The 17766-nt window shown below is 40.3% G+C and carries 17 protein-coding genes and 1 pseudogene; 12 read left to right on the top strand and 6 right to left on the bottom strand.

Annotation, left to right across the window (positions count from 1 at the left end; all coding sequences use genetic code 11):
- From DW036_RS23695 to DW036_RS23675, 5 genes and pseudogenes are all read right to left on the bottom strand, one after another.
- Nucleotides 1–227, bottom strand: a pseudogene (locus tag DW036_RS23695) (hypothetical protein); the annotation flags it as partial.
- Between the two features lie 39 nt (nucleotides 228–266).
- A complete protein-coding gene (locus DW036_RS23690; protein ID WP_118466445.1) occupies nucleotides 267–662 on the bottom strand; it encodes a DUF3244 domain-containing protein in 396 nt (131 codons plus the stop codon).
- A gap of 121 nt (nucleotides 663–783) precedes the next feature.
- Nucleotides 784–2484: a tetratricopeptide repeat protein gene (locus tag DW036_RS23685; protein WP_118466444.1), complete on the bottom strand. Its 1701-nt coding sequence runs from the start codon at nucleotides 2482–2484 to the stop codon at nucleotides 784–786.
- Nucleotides 2485–2626: 142 nt separating this feature from the next.
- On the bottom strand, nucleotides 2627–4135 hold the full coding sequence (locus DW036_RS23680; RefSeq protein WP_118466455.1) for a HAMP domain-containing sensor histidine kinase: 1509 nt from the start codon (nucleotides 4133–4135) through the stop codon (nucleotides 2627–2629).
- Nucleotides 4136–4182: 47 nt separating this feature from the next.
- A complete protein-coding gene (locus DW036_RS23675) occupies nucleotides 4183–5856 on the bottom strand; it encodes a nucleoside kinase (protein ID WP_118466443.1) in 1674 nt (557 codons plus the stop codon).
- An 81-nt stretch (nucleotides 5857–5937) separates the two neighbouring features.
- On the opposite strand from DW036_RS23675, the gene DW036_RS23670 reads away from it, so the two are divergent.
- Nucleotides 5938–7635: a Na/Pi cotransporter family protein gene (locus tag DW036_RS23670; RefSeq protein ID WP_022391467.1), complete on the top strand. Its 1698-nt coding sequence runs from the start codon at nucleotides 5938–5940 to the stop codon at nucleotides 7633–7635.
- Here the strand turns inward: DW036_RS23670 and rd are convergent.
- Nucleotides 7632–7793 carry a rubredoxin gene (rd, locus tag DW036_RS23665; protein ID WP_007211919.1) on the bottom strand — a complete coding sequence of 54 codons (162 nt, stop codon included), beginning with the start codon at nucleotides 7791–7793 and terminating at the stop codon, nucleotides 7632–7634. The genes DW036_RS23670 and rd overlap by 4 nt on opposite strands.
- Nucleotides 7794–7905: 112 nt before the next feature.
- On the opposite strand from rd, the gene DW036_RS23660 reads away from it, so the two are divergent.
- The 11 genes from DW036_RS23660 (at nucleotide 7906) to DW036_RS23610 (ending at nucleotide 17756) form a co-directional block, all read left to right on the top strand.
- Nucleotides 7906–9201: an ATP-binding protein gene (locus tag DW036_RS23660; protein ID WP_118466442.1), complete on the top strand. Its 1296-nt coding sequence runs from the start codon at nucleotides 7906–7908 to the stop codon at nucleotides 9199–9201.
- 75 nt (nucleotides 9202–9276) lie between these two features.
- Nucleotides 9277–11961: a calcium-translocating P-type ATPase, PMCA-type gene (locus DW036_RS23655; protein ID WP_118466441.1), complete on the top strand. Its 2685-nt coding sequence runs from the start codon at nucleotides 9277–9279 to the stop codon at nucleotides 11959–11961.
- Nucleotide 11962: 1 nt separating this feature from the next.
- Nucleotides 11963–12580, top strand: a complete 618-nt coding sequence (locus DW036_RS23650) for an HAD family phosphatase (RefSeq protein ID WP_118466440.1) — start codon at nucleotides 11963–11965, stop codon at nucleotides 12578–12580.
- 22 nt (nucleotides 12581–12602) lie between these two features.
- Nucleotides 12603–13520, top strand: a complete 918-nt coding sequence (locus DW036_RS23645) for a bifunctional riboflavin kinase/FAD synthetase (RefSeq protein ID WP_118466439.1) — start codon at nucleotides 12603–12605, stop codon at nucleotides 13518–13520.
- A gap of 313 nt (nucleotides 13521–13833) precedes the next feature.
- Entirely contained in the window at nucleotides 13834–14613 is a 780-nt protein-coding gene (locus tag DW036_RS23640) for a type II CAAX prenyl endopeptidase Rce1 family protein (protein ID WP_118466438.1), read from the top strand.
- Nucleotides 14610–15266, top strand: coding sequence for a DUF2975 domain-containing protein (locus tag DW036_RS23635; RefSeq protein ID WP_118466437.1), 657 nt, complete (start codon nucleotides 14610–14612; stop codon nucleotides 15264–15266). Before DW036_RS23640 ends, DW036_RS23635 begins: the two co-directional genes overlap by 4 nt.
- 14 nt (nucleotides 15267–15280) lie before the next feature.
- A complete protein-coding gene (locus DW036_RS23630; protein WP_118466436.1) occupies nucleotides 15281–15883 on the top strand; it encodes a DUF2975 domain-containing protein in 603 nt (200 codons plus the stop codon).
- A gap of 10 nt (nucleotides 15884–15893) precedes the next feature.
- Nucleotides 15894–16358, top strand: a complete 465-nt coding sequence (locus DW036_RS23625) for a DUF2975 domain-containing protein (protein ID WP_233560539.1) — start codon at nucleotides 15894–15896, stop codon at nucleotides 16356–16358.
- A gap of 26 nt (nucleotides 16359–16384) precedes the next feature.
- The gene (locus DW036_RS23620) at nucleotides 16385–16594 is read left to right on the top strand and encodes a helix-turn-helix transcriptional regulator (RefSeq protein WP_118466453.1); all 210 of its coding nucleotides are present in this window, start codon (nucleotides 16385–16387) and stop codon (nucleotides 16592–16594) included.
- 261 nt (nucleotides 16595–16855) lie between these two features.
- Nucleotides 16856–17443, top strand: a complete 588-nt coding sequence (locus tag DW036_RS23615) for a hypothetical protein (protein WP_118466435.1) — start codon at nucleotides 16856–16858, stop codon at nucleotides 17441–17443.
- A gap of 25 nt (nucleotides 17444–17468) precedes the next feature.
- Nucleotides 17469–17756, top strand: coding sequence for an NVEALA domain-containing protein (locus DW036_RS23610; protein WP_118466434.1), 288 nt, complete (start codon nucleotides 17469–17471; stop codon nucleotides 17754–17756).
- Nucleotides 17757–17766 lie beyond the last annotated feature (10 nt).

Below are 17766 nucleotides of genomic sequence, written 5' to 3'. Positions count from 1 at the left end.
TCCAATTGGGTAATGAACGGGCCGTGCAGCTTCTCCAGATATTGGGGTTGAAGTTGGTAAACGACGTTCTTTACATGAAGTGCATCTAAGGCGTCACTAATGCCTTGCATGGTGTTGCCCAACGGATTGTCGAGCAGACGGCATATAGTAGTCCTGCTCACTTTTACGGTCAATGACCGTAAAAAGTGATGGACTACTTCACTGGTGGCATAATCATCTCCCAGCATAGTCTAAATTTATAGTTAAAGTTTAGGTTAGGTTCTTTGTTAGAGAGCGAAAGATCCGCTTAAGCGAATTTCATCTGATACAATCTCTATCTGATACTCTCCGGAATTTTCTGCACTTACATTGATTGTAATAAGTGTAGGCATGGAATAAGTCTCAGAATAAACGACTGCTCCTGTAGAAACATTTGTAATGGTAATGCTTGCAGAAGGAAAATCCTTGTTGAAAACTACAGTGACTATATCACTATTAACATAGGCACTGGCGGGCTGGATGATGATGCTCCGGGCTATAGGACCACCTTCTTTAGATCCTACGGGGTCTAGTGGAATCTCCCTTTCATCATCATCGGCAAATGAAAAACGATCCTGGGCTTGCAATGTAGTGCTACCCAATACTACAGTTAACACGAAAAATGCAAATAATAACTTTTTCATAAGATATACTTTTAATTTGTTATGACGGTGGCAAATTTAGAGAGAATTTATTCAATGAAAGTGTATAAAAAGTGTAGAAATGTAGGAAAAAGGCTTTATTATCTGGAATTTACTCTTATTTTTATAGTAGTTTCTCTAAAATATCACGAAGTGATGTTGATTTATCGGCACATTTCATTTTCTGTTCCAATATTTTCTTAGTCTTTTTATATATGGCATCCCTGCTACATTCCATTATATATCTGAGATGACTGGTAGGTATGTCTGTCAGATACAGACAACAGAGATGTATTTCATCTTGCGATAATGGATATCTTGTGGCCAAGCGAATAGTTATATCATTCCAGCGTATATCGGTTTCTGCAATTAGTTGCTTCCAATCTTCTTCATCGAAATGTTCGCTCGATTTATCTGTTTTTTTATATGATTGGATGATTCGTTTCATTTTTACATATACTTCAGAATGCTCATAAGATTCTTTAAGCAATACTTGGCGTTCTGTTTTTAAGGTATGTAACTCCTCCTTTAGGGTTTGCTTTTCTGTTTGACTATAGTTATGTAGTTCTATTTCTTTTTGTAGAAAACTGATTTGCTCATTTTTCTTTTGAAGTAGCTCTTCTGTCTTCTTGTTCAGTTCTATTTCTTTCTGTTTGAAGTTGATTATTTCTTTTTTGTATCTTTTCCATAATACGAGGAATAATGCCAAGAAGATTGTAATTCCTGCGGTTATATAATAATAAACTTGGCCTAAATTTGCTTTGAACTCTGATTGTTTACGCTGTATTAGTATATTTTTCTCAGTTGTGACGATTTCGGCACTTTGTTGTTTTTGCTGGGCACTATCCAGATAAGAAGAATATTTTCTTTCCATTTCAAGTGCTTTTTCTAATTGTCCCTGCTTTTTGGCAATATCGGCTAAACGCATATAAGCGCCTGCTTTGGTATAGTAGTCTTCGCTATAAAGGCTTTTATTTAAATAAATTGAGGCGGAATCATATTGGGATATTTTATAATATGCATCACCTAAAACTAAATAAGCCCTGTCCAATGCATTTGAATTATATTGATTGCTGATATTGAGTTTCGCGAATTCAACAGCTTTTTCTCCCATATTCATGCGTCCATATAGCAGACTTAATGAATAAGCTGTTTTAGCTATCATATTTCTTTGGTTTATATTGCATGAAATATTGAAAGCATGGAGTATTTTTTGTTCTGCTTCTTGATAGCACTCTTTTCCTTTTCTTATACCTATCATTCCTCGTTGGGATAGTGCGTCAGCCCAAAGAATGGAGTCTTTCTCCACTATTGCTAATTTTTCTGCTATTTGATAGATTGAATCGGCCTGTCCATTTAATCTTTGTAAATAGTATAAATAGGCTATATTGTTGTATATATGCCCAGATAAACTATTGTCAAAGACTTTTTTTGAATAAGTTATTGCTTTAAAGAATTCTTTTAAGGCTTCCGGATGGTCGTCTTTGTTTCTCCAAATGCATCCTAAATAATAATGTGCCCTTGCCTGCATGGCTGTATTTTTAGTAGAATCATAGTATTGCACTGCAATACGTATCAGAGAATCTTCAGTTTGCAGAATGAAATTCTTATCTTTGACTTGCGTCAATAATAGTGCATAATATGCGCGGTCGGCTGCTGAATGAAATTCTTTCGACTGAATGCTTTGTAAAAAGTGTAAGGCACTGTCTGGAAGCTTTTGTATGAGAGAATCGGCTTGTACAAGTTGGGTGTTCAGACTGGAACGAGTACAAGCTGCTATTATACAAGATGTAAATAATAGTATGGCTAAGAACTTGGATTTCATTGATTTATCATTTGTTGTTGCAGCTTGCAAAAGTACCCGTTTCTAATGATAAAACAATGTAATGTCGATTTGGAAAATCAATAGCCCCTATTTCGGAGAATAATCCGGAAATAGGGGCTATTGATTTTAGGTATGTTTTTTATTAGGTATGCAGTTCCAGAACAAAACGACAACCTTTGGTATAACTGCTATCCAACGTCAGGTTACCATTCATTTTAGTAGCAATTAGAGAACAGATAGGTAGTCCTAAACCGTCACCTTCTGTAAGGTCTTTCACTTTGGTGAAAGGCTTGAACAGGTCTGCCTGCTCTTCTTCGGCAATGCCGGTTCCTGTATCGCTTATGATGAACTGATGAGTATGTGCTCCACGTTTTTTGAAGTCCAGCCAGATTTTGCCGCCTTCGGGAGTAAACTCGGCGGCGTTGTTCAGCAGGTGGAGAAGAATGCGTTCAAGTTGTTCCGGATTCGTTTTCACACTGAGTTTCGGTGCATTGACGGCGGTAGTTATGTCTGGTTTCAAGCCGCTTTTAATCTTATCCATAACACTTTCGCAGAAAGTATTGATGTTGATTTCACGCATTTCGTAAGTCTCTGCTAACGTATTCTCCAGATCGGACAGCTCTTGGATGTGTTCTGCAAACCCCTTTAGGGCACGAACGCCCGGTTGCGTTGCATCCAGAGTGTTCAGAGTTGGCTCCATTTGTGCTGAGATATTCTGGATAAACTGGGTTTTCAGTTCATTGTGTTCGTTCGCTATCTGGATGGCTTTCTTTTGTTTCCGGGTAAGGAGGACGAAACGCAACAATACGATACCTGCCAGTACTAATACAGCAGCAAGGAGTCCGGCGAGAATACAAAGACCAATGATGATGTACTGTTTGGCGGAGAGAGAGTTGTCTTTTTCTTCGATAGTTTGCAGGCTCTCGTCATATTTCCGTTTCAGAACATTGAGTTCATCCTGGGCGGTAAGTGCTTTCACTGAATCCGTCCAAAGAATGTACTTGTCGTAAGTGCGGGCCACCAGTCCGGCATTATTTGCTTTGCGGGCAATGTCGATCAATGTCTTATAAGACTCGTCTACTTTGGCGTAGTTTTTCTGTTCCTTATATTGACCGATCAGGCGGTTGATATAGGCATCTCCCTGCGAGTTCATGCCGAAAGTATAATAATAATTGGCCTGAGTGTAGAGCAAATCATTATTAAGGGAGTCGTTTTTGACAACTTTAGCTGTTTCTTCCAGCTTGGTCAGCTGCTCTTTGGCTCGGGCAGGGTTCTTAAGGTTGATATACATTTGCAGGCGCTCTTTATTGATACGGAAACGCAGTTCCGGCATAGCCTTGCCACTTTTCTGTTCGCCTCCTGTAACCAGCAGTTCCGCACCGCGCAACAGCTCGAAAGCTTCCTTATAATAGTTTTCCCGATGATAGAGGGCGCTGGCGTTAATACCGCACTCTACAGCCTTGTCGTACTTCTCTTGTGAAGAGAAAGCATTGTAAGCTTGCAGGAAAAGGTAACGGGCTTTAATATATTCTTTTTGTTTCAGGTTAGTTTGTGCCTGTTGCATTAGCTCATCGGCGCGGCTGGTGTTTTGCGCGAGAGTCATTGTGCTTAAACACAATACGAGAGATAGAATGAAAGCAAATTGTTTCATGAGCATAACTATTTATATGAATTTGCAAGCAAAAGTAAAATAATCTTTTAGTATTTGAAACTACTTCCGCCTAAAAATTCACGTAATAATGAGGTAAACGGTATTTCTTTGTCTTGTATGGGTGTAAAATATTTAATGAACTTCAACAAACGGTACGCTTCGGCATACTCCGGACAGTTGCGTGGCACACTGGTCAGTATGGGTTCGGCATGACAGCGCAGTACGGCAAACTCAAACAGCAGTGCCGAGTTGAACATCACATCGGCATTCTCCTGATAAGGGAAGATCCATTTGTCTTCTCCGGCTCGTACACTGGGCCAGCGGGAAATAGTTTCCCGTGCCGAGTAACCACGGTAGTTGAAATCGCGGATAATACGGCGTAACAAACGGTTGTCCGTTGTGGGAATCCAGTTGTGATCGTCCAAAGAAATAGTAGTCAGGGCGGACACATAGATTTTGTATTTATTTTCTGCCGGTATTTGCGGGGTGAGTTCTGGATTCAATGCATGGATACCTTCCAGAATAAGGATGGTATGCTCATTTATCCGCAACTTATCACCCTTATATTCACGTTGCCCGGTGGTAAAGTTGAAGCTTGGTAAGTCTATCTCTTCACCTCTCAACAGAGCTTTCAGGTCTTCCTCAAATTTTTTGAGATCGAGTGCGTAAAGTGATTCGTAATCATAATCACCGTTAGCATCTCTTGGGGTATCTTCCCGGTTCACAAAGTAATTATCCAAAGCTATAGGATATGGACGAAGTCCGTTCGTCATAAGCTGTACGGAAAGACGTTTGCTGAAAGTGGTCTTACCCGAAGATGACGGACCGGAGATAAGTACCAGTTTTACCCGATTTCCATTTTCGCCCCGGTGGTAGATATCGTCGGCGATCTGGGCTATTTTCTTTTCCTGCAGTGCTTCGGCCACATTGATAAGGTCAGTGGCATGTCCTTGTTCGCAGGCAAGATTGAAGTCTCCTACATTACCCAACCCCATGATGTAGTTCCAACGGAGATGTTCTTTGAAGACATCGAGCATTTTTTCCTGCTTGACCACTTCTTCCAATACATTGGGATTTTGTCTGTTGGGGATGCGAAGCAACAGCCCATCGTAATATTTCACAATATCGAACAGCCAGATAAAACCGGTGCTGGGCAGTAGGTTACCATAATAGTAATCAATCGTATCTTCTAATGAGTAATAATAGGTATAGATAGAGCCGGAAGTTTCCAGCAACTTTACTTTGTCTGTCATTCCCCGTTCATTAAAGATGCGCACAGCTTCGGTAGTGTGGCATTCCGTGCGGCGGTATGTGATGTTTTTGTCTATGATTTCCTGCATGCGCTTTTTAATGGCGGATACATCTTCCAGCGTAATTGCGCGTCCAATGCGCAAGTTGCAGAAGTAGCCTTTGGATACAGGGTGCTCTACAAATAGTTTGCCGTCCGGAAACAATTCGTTGACGGCTTTGTACAGTACAAAGCAAAGACTGCGCACATACGTTCGCAAACCGGAAGAGTCGCGTATGTCGAGGAATTCTACATCTTTATTATTGTATACCCGGAAGTTCAGTCCTTCGGAACGGTTATTAACTTTCGCACTGACAACCTGATAGGGAAAATTAAGATTAAAACCGTAATAAATATCCAAAAGTGAACTCCCGATGGGGAATTCTTTAGAAATATTATTATTTTTGCAACAAATTTGTAACATGTGTTTCATGACGTCTCCTTTTTAGGTGATTAATACGTTAAATATAGATATAATAACAGATGTGGCATAAAACCTTCTAATTAATTAAAGATGGAATATTCTTTTTATGATTTTTTAAAGCTGCTTGGCTCACTGGCATTATTCCTGTACGGAATGAAGATAATGAGTGAAGGACTTCAAAAGTTTGCCGGTGACAGGCTCCGGAAAATTCTAACGGCAATGACTACCAACCGGGTAACCGGAGTACTGACGGGTGTGCTGATCACAGCACTGATTCAATCCTCTTCCGCAACTACCGTTATGGTAGTGAGTTTTGTAAACGCCGGACTGTTGACTTTATCCCAATCCATCGGCGTAATTATGGGAGCTAATATCGGTACTACCGTTACAGCATGGATTATTTCGGCATTAGGCTTCAAAGTCGATATAGCCGCTTTCGCACTTCCTCTGCTTGCCTTTGGTATTCCTCTTCTCTTCTCTCAAAAAAGTCATCGTAAGTCTATCGGTGAATTCATTTTCGGTTTTTCTTTCCTCTTTATGGGGCTTTCCATGCTGCAATCCAATGCGCCGGATTTGAAAGCGAATCCGGAAATGTTGGCTTTTGTGCAAAGCTATACCGATATGGGATATATTTCTATTCTGTTGTTTGTGTTTATCGGTACTATTTTGACTATGGTTGTGCAGGCGTCGGCAGCAACGATGGCCATTACGCTTATCATGTGTGCCAATGGATGGATTAGTTTTGAACTGGGGGCTGCATTGGTATTGGGAGAGAATATCGGTACTACCATTACCGCCAATCTTGCCGCTTTAACCGGTAATACGCAGGCGAGGAGAGCTGCATTGGCTCACTTGGTATTCAATGTCTTCGGCGTTATCTGGGTGCTTTGTCTTTTCACTCCGTTTACGAGTGCTGTATCCTGGTTTGTGGAAAACGTGATGGGAACAAAAGATCCCGCGGTAGCTGTTTCATTTAAGTTATCGGCTTTCCACACTTGCTTTAATATCTGTAATGTATTGCTGCTGATCTGGTTTGTAAAGCTGATAGAACGTACGGTTTGCGCCATTATTCCACAGAAGGAAGCCGACGAGGAATATAGACTCCGTTTCATCTCCGGTGGTATGCTTTCTACGGCGGAACTTTCCATATTGCAGGCACGCAAGGAAATTCACCTGTTTGCAGAGCGTACTCATCGTATGTTCAATATGGTGCAGGACTTGCTGCATACGGATAAAGACGATGATTATAATAAGCTGTTCAGCCGTATCGAAAAATATGAGAATATCAGCGATAATATGGAGTTGGAGATAGCCAATTATCTGAACCAAGTGTCCGACGGGCGTTTGAGCTCGGAGAGTAAGCTCCAAATTCGTGCCATGCTCCGTGAAGTGACGGAAATAGAGAGTATCGGTGACAGTTGCTATAATCTTGCGCGTACCGTCAACCGTAAGCGTCAGACCAATCAGGACTTCACAGAAAAGCAATATGATCATATTCACTTTATGATGAAACTGACGGATGATGCGTTGGCACAGATGATTGTTGTAGTGGAACGTTCCGATCACCAAAGTATTGACGTGAATAAGTCATTCAATATTGAGAATGAAATTAATAATTATCGCAATCAACTGAAGAATCAGAATATTCTGGATGTAAATAATAAAGAATATGATTATCAGATGGGCGTTTACTATATGGATATTATAGCAGAGTGCGAAAAGCTGGGTGATTATGTGGTGAATGTAGTGGAAGCAAGCAGTGATGTAAAAGAAAAGAAAGCGTCTTAGGACGCTTTCTCAAATTCTTCTTTTCCAACTCCGCATAGTGGGCAAACCCAATCTTCAGGAAGGTCTTCAAACGATGTTCCCGGCTCGATACCATTTTCCGGATCGCCCAATTCAGGGTCGTAAACGTAGTCACAAACGGTGCAAATGTACTTGTCCATAAAACTATTTTTTAGGTTTTCTGTATAAATAACAATAAATCCCGCCTTTTTGTTTCCGGTTTTGATCTGAAAGAGATATATTTGTTTCATATTTATTGTAAATGAACTCTTTATGACGACATTAATTTTAGTCGGTATGGCGGTGCTTGTAGGGGTACTGTTGTTATATGTATTTGAACTCGGTAGAAGTAGGCGCCTGTTACTTAAAGCAGGAAATGCCAGGAAAGCATTGCGGGGTTCCGAAGAACTGTTTCGTTCTATTTTGCAAAATGTCCATGCTTTTATTCTTTTAATAGATAGGGATTTTGTTGTTACCCGGACAAATTACTATGATATCACCAAAGCTCGTAAACCGGAAGGCAGGCTGGTTCGTGTAGGCGATCTATTGCGTTGTAACAATGCATTGTCTGCCGAAGGCGGTTGTGGAACACATGAGCTTTGCGGCAGTTGTCCTATCCGAAAGAAGATTGAGGAGACATTTCGTGCTAAAAGTAGTTTCACGGATTTGGAAGCTATACTCGATATACGGGATAGGAGAGGTGAGGTAGCGGAATGTGATACGTATGTTTCCGGTGAATACATGGAAATAGACGATAAGGAGGGGATGGTAATTACTGTGCATGATATAACCCAACTGAAGAAAGCAGAAGCGGATTTGAACAGAGCCCGCGAAAAAGCGGAGAATGCGGATCGCTCCAAATCTGCCTTTCTTGCGAATATGAGTCATGAAATACGTACACCGTTGAATGCCATTGTCGGTTTCTCCGAATTGCTGGCTTCTGCCGGTACGGAAGAAGAGAAGGCGCAGTTTCTGGAAATAGTGCATTCTAACAACGAGTTGTTGCAGCAGTTGATTGCTGATATTCTTGACCTTTCTAAAATAGAAGCAGGTACATTGGAATTTACATTCTCGGAGGTGGATGTCAAGCAGCTGATGTTTGACATAGAGCAGTTGTTCCGTATGAGATTGGAAGATAAATCTGCCATTATTCAGATTATCAGGGAAACGCCTTCTGAAGAATGTATTATGTATACAGACAGAAATCGTTTGCAACAGGTAATCTCCAATTTCATGACCAATGCTGTGAAATTTACAGATGAGGGCAGCATCATTTTTGGGTATAACCGTTGTGCTGAAGGTCTCTACTTCTATGTGAAAGATAGTGGGAGCGGTATTCCGGAAGATAAGGTAAATCATATTTTTGAACGCTTTGTCCGGGTAGAGCAAAATAAAAAAGGTACCGGGCTGGGGCTGGCTATCTGCGAAATGATAATTCGTAAGTTGGGTGGAAAGATTGGCGTAGAATCTGAATATGGTAAGGGATCCACGTTCTGGTTTATCCTTCCGATTAATGGACGTCAGATAAAGGAGCAAGGCACGGAGATTGATGGCAAGACTAACTTATAAAAAGATTTAATAACATTCGCTATCTCCAAATTAATATTGTATTTTTGCGGCTCTTAATTAAAGCTAACAATTTGCATGACTGCAATGAAGGATGATTTTTATCATGGCGGACTTACTGATGACGAAGTAAGTAAAAGCCGCGAAAAGTACGGAGTCAATCTGTTAACGCCCCCCAAGCGTCCCTCCCTATGGAAGTTATATCTTGAAAAGTTTGAGGATCCTGTTGTCAGGGTGCTTTTAGTGGCTGCACTATTTTCTCTGATCATCTCGGTTGTAGAGAATGAATATGCCGAGACAATCGGTATTATTGCCGCTATATTGCTGGCTACGGGAATAGGTTTCTTCTTTGAATATGACGCTAATAAAAAATTCGATCTGCTGAATGCGGTAAATGAGGAAACTTTGGTGAAAGTTATCCGTAATGGTCGTGTGCAGGAAATACCTCGGAAAGATGTGGTGGTAGGAGATATTATTGTCCTGGAAACAGGAGAAGAAATACCTGCTGACGGTGAACTGCTGGAAGCCATATCTTTGCAGGTTAACGAATCAAATCTGACCGGTGAGCCCGTTATAAATAAGACGACTGTAGAAGCGGATTTTGATGAAGAAGCTACCTATGCTTCCAATCGTGTGCTGCGTGGTACTACCGTCGTGGACGGACATGGAACAATGCGGGTGCTCAGCGTGGGCGATGATACGGAAATTGGAAAAGTGGCCCGACAGAGTACGGAGCAGAGTACAGAACCTACTCCGCTGAACATACAGCTTACCAAACTTGCCAATCTGATTGGTAAGATCGGTTTCTCTGTAGCGGGATTGGCATTTGCCATTTTCTTTATTAAAGATGTCATACTGATATATCCTTTCTCAACCTTCCATACTTTTGCAGACTGGCTTCCGGCTTTGAAAGCTACTCTGCAATACTTTATGATGGCAGTAACCCTGATTGTGGTTGCAGTGCCCGAAGGGTTGCCGATGAGTGTGACGCTCAGTCTTGCACTGAATATGCGCCGTATGCTTTCTACCAATAATCTGGTTCGTAAAATGCATGCTTGCGAGACGATGGGGGCAATTACGGTGATTTGTACGGATAAGACGGGTACATTGACTCAGAATCTGATGCAAGTTTATGAGCCGAGCTTCTATGGTCTGAAAAATGGCGGAGAAGTCGGTGAAGATGATATCAGCAAACTGGTGGTAGAAGGTATCAGTACCAATTCTACAGCTTTTCTGGAAGAGATAGCCGAAGGTGAAAAACCGAAAGGAGTAGGAAATCCGACCGAGGTGGCCTTGCTTTTATGGTTGAATAGCAGAAATCGGGATTATCTGGATTTGCGTGAGAATGCTCCGGTTGTGGATCAGTTGACTTTCTCCACCGAACGTAAATTTATGGCGACTTTGGTGAAATCTCCTTTGCTGGGTAAGAAAGTATTGTACGTGAAGGGTGCTCCTGAGATTGTTTTAGGCAAATGTAAGGATGTGATTCTGGATGGCAAACGGGTAGATGCGGTAGAGTATCGCTCTACGGTAGAAAAACAATTGCTGGGTTATCAGAACATGGCGATGCGTACCCTTGGTTTTGCTTTCAAAGTCGTAGAAGATACGGATACAAGGGATTGTGTGGAATTGGTTGCCGATCATGATTTGTCATTCCTGGGTGTGGTCGCTATCAGTGATCCTATTCGTCAGGATGTGCCTGCGGCTGTCTCAAAATGTCAGTCTGCCGGTATCGATATCAAGATTGTTACGGGAGATACACCGGGTACGGCTACGGAAATAGCACGTCAGATTGGTTTGTGGAAACCGGAAGATACGGAACGTAACCGGATTACGGGAGCTGCTTTTGCAGAATTGACAGATGAAGAAGCACTCGGCCGTGTGATGGATCTGAAAATTATGTCGCGTGCGCGTCCTACAGACAAACAACGTCTGGTGCAGTTGTTACAGCAAAAAGGTGCAGTGGTGGCAGTAACAGGAGACGGTACAAATGATGCTCCTGCATTGAACCATGCACAGGTAGGTCTTTCTATGGGTACGGGGACATCAGTGGCCAAGGAAGCCAGTGATATAACCCTGCTCGATGATTCTTTCAATAGTATCGGCACTGCCGTGATGTGGGGGCGTTCGCTGTACAAGAATATCCAACGTTTCATCGTTTTCCAGTTGACTATTAATTTTGTGGCCTTGCTTATCGTTTTGCTTGGTTCGTTGATAGGCACGGAATTGCCGCTTACTGTAACTCAGATGTTGTGGGTAAATCTTATTATGGATACTTTTGCTGCTTTGGCTCTGGCTTCTATTCCGCCTAGCGAAAGTGTTATGCAAGAGAAGCCGCGCAGTAGCAGTGACTTTATTATTTCGAAAGCCATGCGCTCCTATATTTTAGGTGTAGGGGGAGCTTTTCTTATTATACTAATGGGAATGTTGTACTGGTTTAACCATGCCGAGGGCGGCATGACTCCGGAACGTCTGACCATATTCTTCACATTCTTCGTGATGCTACAATTTTGGAACCTTTTCAATGCACGTGTGTTTGGTACTACAGACTCCGCTTTCAAAGGGATTTCCAAATCGTATGGTATGGAACTGATAGTACTTGCTATCTTGGTAGGGCAGTTCCTTATAGTACAGTTCGGTGGTGCCGTATTCCGTACTGTGCCGCTTGATTTAGTCACTTGGGTGATTATTATTGCTTCCACCTCACTTGTATTGTGGGTGGGTGAGGCGATACGTTTCATCCGACGTTTAACTCAGAAATAAAATGAAAGAAAAAGGAATTAAAAACCTTATTATTGATTTTGGCGGCGTATTGATTGACTTGGACCGCCAGCGTTGTATTGAGAATTTTGCAAAGTTAGGCATGCCCAATGTAGAGGCTATGCTCGATGTTTGTCATCAGCAGGGTTTCTTCTTACAGCATGAAAAAGGACTGATTACCAGTGCGGAGTTCCGGAATGCGATCCGTGAACAGATGGGGAAGGTAGTGACTGATGCCCGTATAGATGCAGCCTGGAATAGTTTCCTGGGAAGTATTCCTACCTATAAGTTGGATTTATTGTTGAAACTGCGTGAGAAATATGTGGTCTATCTGTTGAGCAACACCAATGAAATTCACTGGAAGTGGTCGTGTAAACATGCTTTCCATTACAAGGCTTTCCGGGTCGAAGATTATTTTGAGAGAATTTTCCTCTCTTATGAAATGAAGATGGTGAAGCCGGACGTTGCTATTTTTGAGAAACTGTTGGAGGAAACAGGCATAGAACCTAAAGAAACTTTCTTTATAGATGATTCTGCCGAGAATTGCCGTGTGGCGGAAACATTGGGTATTTCTACCTACACGCCGAAAGCATGTGAAGACTGGAGTCATTTGTTTAGTTGAGAATTGAAAGTTGAGAGTTAAAATGCAGTTGCTTCGTAACATACCGGAAGTGCTTCCTCAGCCTTGTGTTGCTACCATAGGCTTTTTTGACGGAGTACATCGAGGACATCGGTACCTGATTGAACAGGTACGCGAAGTGGCTGCTGCACATGGATTTGCTTCGGGCGTAGTGACTTTTCCTGTGCATCCGCGCAAGGTTGTACAGCCAGAGTATCACCCTGAACTACTGACCACTTGTGAAGAAAAGGTTTCCTTGCTTGCTGAAACCGGTCTGGATTACTGCATGATGCTTGATTTTACTCCTGACGTTGCTATCCTTTCAGCGAAGGAGTTTATGTTGTTCCTTTACAATCATTATAATATACGTGCTCTTGTTATAGGATACGACCATCGTTTTGGGCATAATCGTAGTGAAGGCTTTGATGATTATGTACGCTATGGGCAGGAGTTGGGGATAGAAGTTATTCTTGCACGTGCATATATAGATAAGGATGTTGCGGTCAGTTCTTCTGTTATCCGGCAATTACTGTCAGAAGGTAACGTCTCGGAGGCTGCTGCTTGTTTGGGATATGATTATTTCTTGAACGGTATGGTAGTAAGTGGCTATCGTGTCGGTCGTAAAATAGGTTTTCCTACTGCAAATCTCCGGGTGGATGATCCGGATAAGTTGGTTCCTTCTGATGGGGTATATGCAGTTCGTGTTACTGTGGCAGGTCAGATTTATGGCGGTATGCTCAGTATTGGTTATCGTCCCACAATAGCTAACGGCACTGACCGTAGCATTGAAGTGAATATATTTAATTTCCATTCAGATATTTACGAGCAATATATCTGTCTTTCTTTTGTCCGCTATCTCCGTCCTGAATTGAAGTTTGATTCCATAGACGAACTAATTGCCCAGCTTCACAAAGATAAAGAAATGGCTTCCCGTTATCTTTAATTTTCCCTTTCTCTTTTATATTTCTTGCATTATTATCGAAAAACGTACCTTTTTTATTGTTTTTCGATAAATATTTTCTGTTTTACTTGTTAGTTTCAAAAAATACCTCTTTATTTGCATATCGAAAAACGATAAATTATTATTGAATAACAAAACGTATAAAGGTTGACGATTATGAAAAAGGCATTTATGAGTATCTCTTTATTAGTGATTTCCCTCTCCATGTTGATGGCTGTTCTTTGCGGTATAGGAGCTACCGTTTGATGATTTAATAGAGAAAATATATCTTTGTAAACTCTAAAGGACGACAACGATGAAAACGGCAATAAAACTGGCTCTTATTTACTTGGCGATGCAAATTCTTGGGGCATTGGCAGTGGGGCCATTCACTATGATCTATGCGTATGTAAAATACGGTACTGTAGACAGAGCAAGCGAATTTGCCTTGGCTCCCACTCTGCTGGTAGGATTTGTTTTTATGCTGATTTATTTGTGGCAAAAAGGCTACTTGACAGGAGATAAGAGGTTATACTCTCCAGTGTCTGTATCTTATTTATCCTGGAGCGCTATGATGGGAATTTCCATGATTTATCTGATTGACTTTTTAATGTCCCATCTCACATTTTTGCCTGACTGGCTGAGCGATACTTTTGATTTATTGCAATCCGGTTGGTTAGGAATTATTTGTGTAGCTATATTGGGACCCATTTTGGAGGAGCTACTGTTTCGTGGAGCAATCACTAAAGTTCTTCTGAAGAAGTATAACCCGGTAGTAGCTATCTTAATATCCGGTCTGATATTCGGTATCTTTCATATGAATCCGGCACAAGTGGTAGGAGCTACGCTGATCGGTTTTATTCTTGCATGGATCTATTATAAGACACATAGTCTGATACCTTGTATTCTGATTCACATCATGAACAACAGCCTTTCTGTTTATCTTGCTCTTAAATTCCCGGATGTGGAATATAGCAGTGAATTAATTGGAGAAAAAGCTTATCTGACAGGTCTCGTAATTGCTTTCCTTTTGTTTATATTGTCCTGGAGAATGATGAATACCTATAAATTATCTAATACAACTACTGAAATATGAAAAGGAGATTGAATATTCTTTGCGTGATCGTATTGCTCGTGCTGGGTTATTCGGTTTTGGAGACTACTTATTATGTCGGTTTGGGAATTAAAACCGGGATCGAGAAAGGTATTGACTCCAAGATTGATGCAAAAGCTAAAGAGGAGATTAGCAATGTACAAGTTGTGCAACTGGTACCAAAAGATTTGGGCGGTGATATTTTAATTGATTCTGTTTACAATGAAAAAACAGGTGAGTACGTACCTGCTGCTTACGGGCAAATGATTGTTAGTGTGAATACACAACCCAGTGTCTTGTCCAGAATTATTTCTCTCTTGATTCTTATTGCGAACTACGTTGCGATTATTTGGGCTGTAGTGCTTTTCATTCGCCTTATTGTGTCAATCAATAAATCTGATATCTTCAATTGGAAAAATGTCCGTCGGCTCAGGCGTTTAGGAGTGCTGCTTATTATCGGTTTTGTATGCACCTTCCTTCTTGCGTTTCTGAGTTTCCATAACGTGGAAAAAGTCTTTTCAGTGCCGGGTTATTCATTGAGCATGGCGGATATGGTACATATTACTTCGTTGGTATTGGGGATTTCAGCCTTGATTGTGGCAGAGGTGTTTGCCATTGGGCTGAAGATGAAGGAAGAACAAGAGTTAACGATATAATAAAGATTACAATAATGAAAAAGATTAGAATATTGGCAGTCTTAGTGATTATAGTTTTTATTGGTGATATGGTGTCAGATGGTGCATCTGCCTTTGTGGATGGCTGGAATGAGGCAGGAGATAGTACAGAATTCAAATTCTCAGCTATTGATGTATCAGTAAAACCGGATGAGACTTTAGTGGCAGATTCTTTATTTAATACTACTATACAACAGAAGGTTCCATATCGGATAACATCATTGGAAACTGAGATAGATAGCACTTTCTGGAGAGTAACATTTAAGGTCTTGATCTTTCCTTTTGCTCTTTTCGGCCTTTATGGATTTTATTGCATGATGCGGGTAGTGATATCTGTGAGTCGTGGTAAAGTGTTCACACGTGAGAATGCAAACCGTATGCGTATTTTTGTCTATGCATTGATTCTTGTAGGCTTTTGTATGGAAGTAGAGCATTATATTCAGTATCGGGATGCGATTTCTCAAGTTCAATTGAGTGGTTATGTGACGGCTCCATATACACTGCATTTTTCATGGTTTTCCTATATGATACTGGCTTTATTTACCGAGATATTTGCCGTAGGTGTGAAAATGAAGGAAGAACAGGACTTGACTATTTAAAGGGAGGAATATGATGAAAAGTTTATTTAAGAAAAATAGAAAGCAGGAATTGGAGACTGTAATGTCTTGTTTATTGGTAATTTGCGCGAGTTGTCTTATGATATGGCTTACTCAAACCATGCAATTGTGTTATGAGTTAGGAAAAGATGATACTGATGATTTTATATGGCAGGTGCTTTCCCGAAGTATCACATTAGTAGCAATGGCTGTATGCAGCATTTTTATTTGGATAATGCTTTCTAATGTTAAGAGGAATGAAGTGTTTACGAAGCGGAATGCTAATCTGATAGTTTTTATTGGAGTTACAGTGGAAATGGCTGGACTCTTACAATATATTCTAGGGATTTTCACTTTGGAAGGAATAAGTAGGGAATCTTTTATGATATATCTTTTGCTGGGTGTATTTATACTTTTCATAGGTTGTCTTTTTAAAATAGGCATCCGTATGAAGGAAGAACAAGACCTGACTATTTAATCCTAACCTTGATAAAAGTGATTTATATGATTATAGTAAACCTTGATATAATGATGGCTCGACGAAAGATATCTTTAGGAGAGCTGGCTGAAAAGGTGGATATTACACCTGCTAACTTATCTATTTTGAAAACGGGAAAGGCAAAAGCTATCCGTTTCTCTACACTGGAGGCCATTTGCAAAATTTTGGATTGCCAGCCGGGAGATATTCTGGAGTATCAGGAAAGAGAAGAATAAAATAGCATTTGGGGACTGATAGGTGTTTGTAAAAGAGAGGGAGGATTTGGAATTTCTGAATCCTCCCTCTCTTTAATTATAACTAGTATCTGTTTATACTATTTGGTGGCGTATTTGTCCACCATATTTATGATGATATACTTGTATTTGATTGATATGCAATGGTATGTCTTATAAATATTAAAATGAATTTGTCTATCTTGATAATGATTATTTATTGAGGGAAGATGCCTACATTTGTTATTAATAAATAGTAAATGGATGAGAATAAAACAGAATAATATTCTAATAACATTATTGTTTGTTCTTTCAATAGGGTTAATAATAATGACTAGAAATAACTGTCAAATTAATAGTAAGTTAAAGGAATGTAATCTGAAACTGCTAGAGAAAAGTATTGCATTGGGCTCTGCTGTTTGGGCAATTACTCAATGTCATAAATACACTAATGAGAGAATTAAAGATTTAGATCTGATAGTTGATAGGCAAAAGCGACCTTTTAGTCTCGAATTTAATGATGGATATAAGCTTTTCTATAAATTTTCTCTTTCGGATTGCAGTAGCTGTATTGAATCCGAATTGAAGAATATTACGGGAAAAATGAAGTCTGTTAATATTCTTATTGAGACTCAAAGTTTGAGAGATTTTAAGGCTTTTGTAGCCATTAATCATATTGACACAGCTAAGGTATTTCGGATAGAAAAACCAATATTGGAAGAGGCAGAATTGCCTTTCTATTTTGTTACGAATAGAGAACTATATATTAAGGATCTTTTTTTTCCGATGTCAGAATTACCAGATTTGACTACTGAATTTTATTACATAGTACAAGATAAATATCTGAATTAATGTTTAATTTTAAATTTTAGTTATTATGAAAAAGAAAGTTTTTGTTTTACTTGCAATTTGTTTTATGTTCGCATTTATGCAACAGTATTTTAAACAGAACTCTGAGTTGGCAGATTTTATTAATTCTACATTGGCAAATGTGGAGTCTCTTGCACAAGATGAGACCGGACCTGATAGTTGGTTACAGCCAGAAACGAAACGTTGTACACTTCAGTTGGGAGGTGGCTGGTTTACAAGTAGTGTAGAAAGGGTTTGTGTGTTTTGTGCGGTTCCTTATTCATGCACTCCTGTACAATGTGGAGAACGATTCTAGTTTGTAACCC

Source organism: Bacteroides sp. AF39-11AC (assembly GCF_003474285.1).
Classification (GTDB): domain Bacteria; phylum Bacteroidota; class Bacteroidia; order Bacteroidales; family Bacteroidaceae; genus Bacteroides.
This window is presented reverse-complemented; position numbering and strand designations above follow the sequence as displayed.

Excerpts from the sequence above, each read along its gene's own strand:
- DW036_RS23675 (WP_118466443.1), bottom strand. The coding sequence starts at position 5,856 with ATGAAACACATGTTACAAATTTGTTGCAAAAATAATAATATTTCTAAA.
- DW036_RS23610 (WP_118466434.1), top strand. The coding sequence starts at position 17,469 with ATGAAAAAGAAAGTTTTTGTTTTACTTGCAATTTGTTTTATGTTCGCA.
- DW036_RS23685 (WP_118466444.1), bottom strand. The coding sequence starts at position 2,484 with ATGAAATCCAAGTTCTTAGCCATACTATTATTTACATCTTGTATAATA.
- DW036_RS23660 (WP_118466442.1), top strand. The coding sequence starts at position 7,906 with ATGACGACATTAATTTTAGTCGGTATGGCGGTGCTTGTAGGGGTACTG.
- rd (WP_007211919.1), bottom strand. The coding sequence starts at position 7,793 with ATGGACAAGTACATTTGCACCGTTTGTGACTACGTTTACGACCCTGAA.
- DW036_RS23640 (WP_118466438.1), top strand. The coding sequence starts at position 13,834 with ATGAAAACGGCAATAAAACTGGCTCTTATTTACTTGGCGATGCAAATT.
- DW036_RS23655 (WP_118466441.1), top strand. The coding sequence starts at position 9,277 with ATGACTGCAATGAAGGATGATTTTTATCATGGCGGACTTACTGATGAC.
- DW036_RS23615 (WP_118466435.1), top strand. The coding sequence starts at position 16,856 with ATGAGAATAAAACAGAATAATATTCTAATAACATTATTGTTTGTTCTT.
- DW036_RS23635 (WP_118466437.1), top strand. The coding sequence starts at position 14,610 with ATGAAAAGGAGATTGAATATTCTTTGCGTGATCGTATTGCTCGTGCTG.
- DW036_RS23645 (WP_118466439.1), top strand. The coding sequence starts at position 12,603 with ATGCAGTTGCTTCGTAACATACCGGAAGTGCTTCCTCAGCCTTGTGTT.
- DW036_RS23690 (WP_118466445.1), bottom strand. The coding sequence starts at position 662 with ATGAAAAAGTTATTATTTGCATTTTTCGTGTTAACTGTAGTATTGGGT.
- DW036_RS23650 (WP_118466440.1), top strand. The coding sequence starts at position 11,963 with ATGAAAGAAAAAGGAATTAAAAACCTTATTATTGATTTTGGCGGCGTA.
- DW036_RS23630 (WP_118466436.1), top strand. The coding sequence starts at position 15,281 with ATGAAAAAGATTAGAATATTGGCAGTCTTAGTGATTATAGTTTTTATT.
- DW036_RS23620 (WP_118466453.1), top strand. The coding sequence starts at position 16,385 with ATGATTATAGTAAACCTTGATATAATGATGGCTCGACGAAAGATATCT.
- DW036_RS23670 (WP_022391467.1), top strand. The coding sequence starts at position 5,938 with ATGGAATATTCTTTTTATGATTTTTTAAAGCTGCTTGGCTCACTGGCA.
- DW036_RS23680 (WP_118466455.1), bottom strand. The coding sequence starts at position 4,135 with ATGAAACAATTTGCTTTCATTCTATCTCTCGTATTGTGTTTAAGCACA.
- DW036_RS23625 (WP_233560539.1), top strand. The coding sequence starts at position 15,894 with ATGATGAAAAGTTTATTTAAGAAAAATAGAAAGCAGGAATTGGAGACT.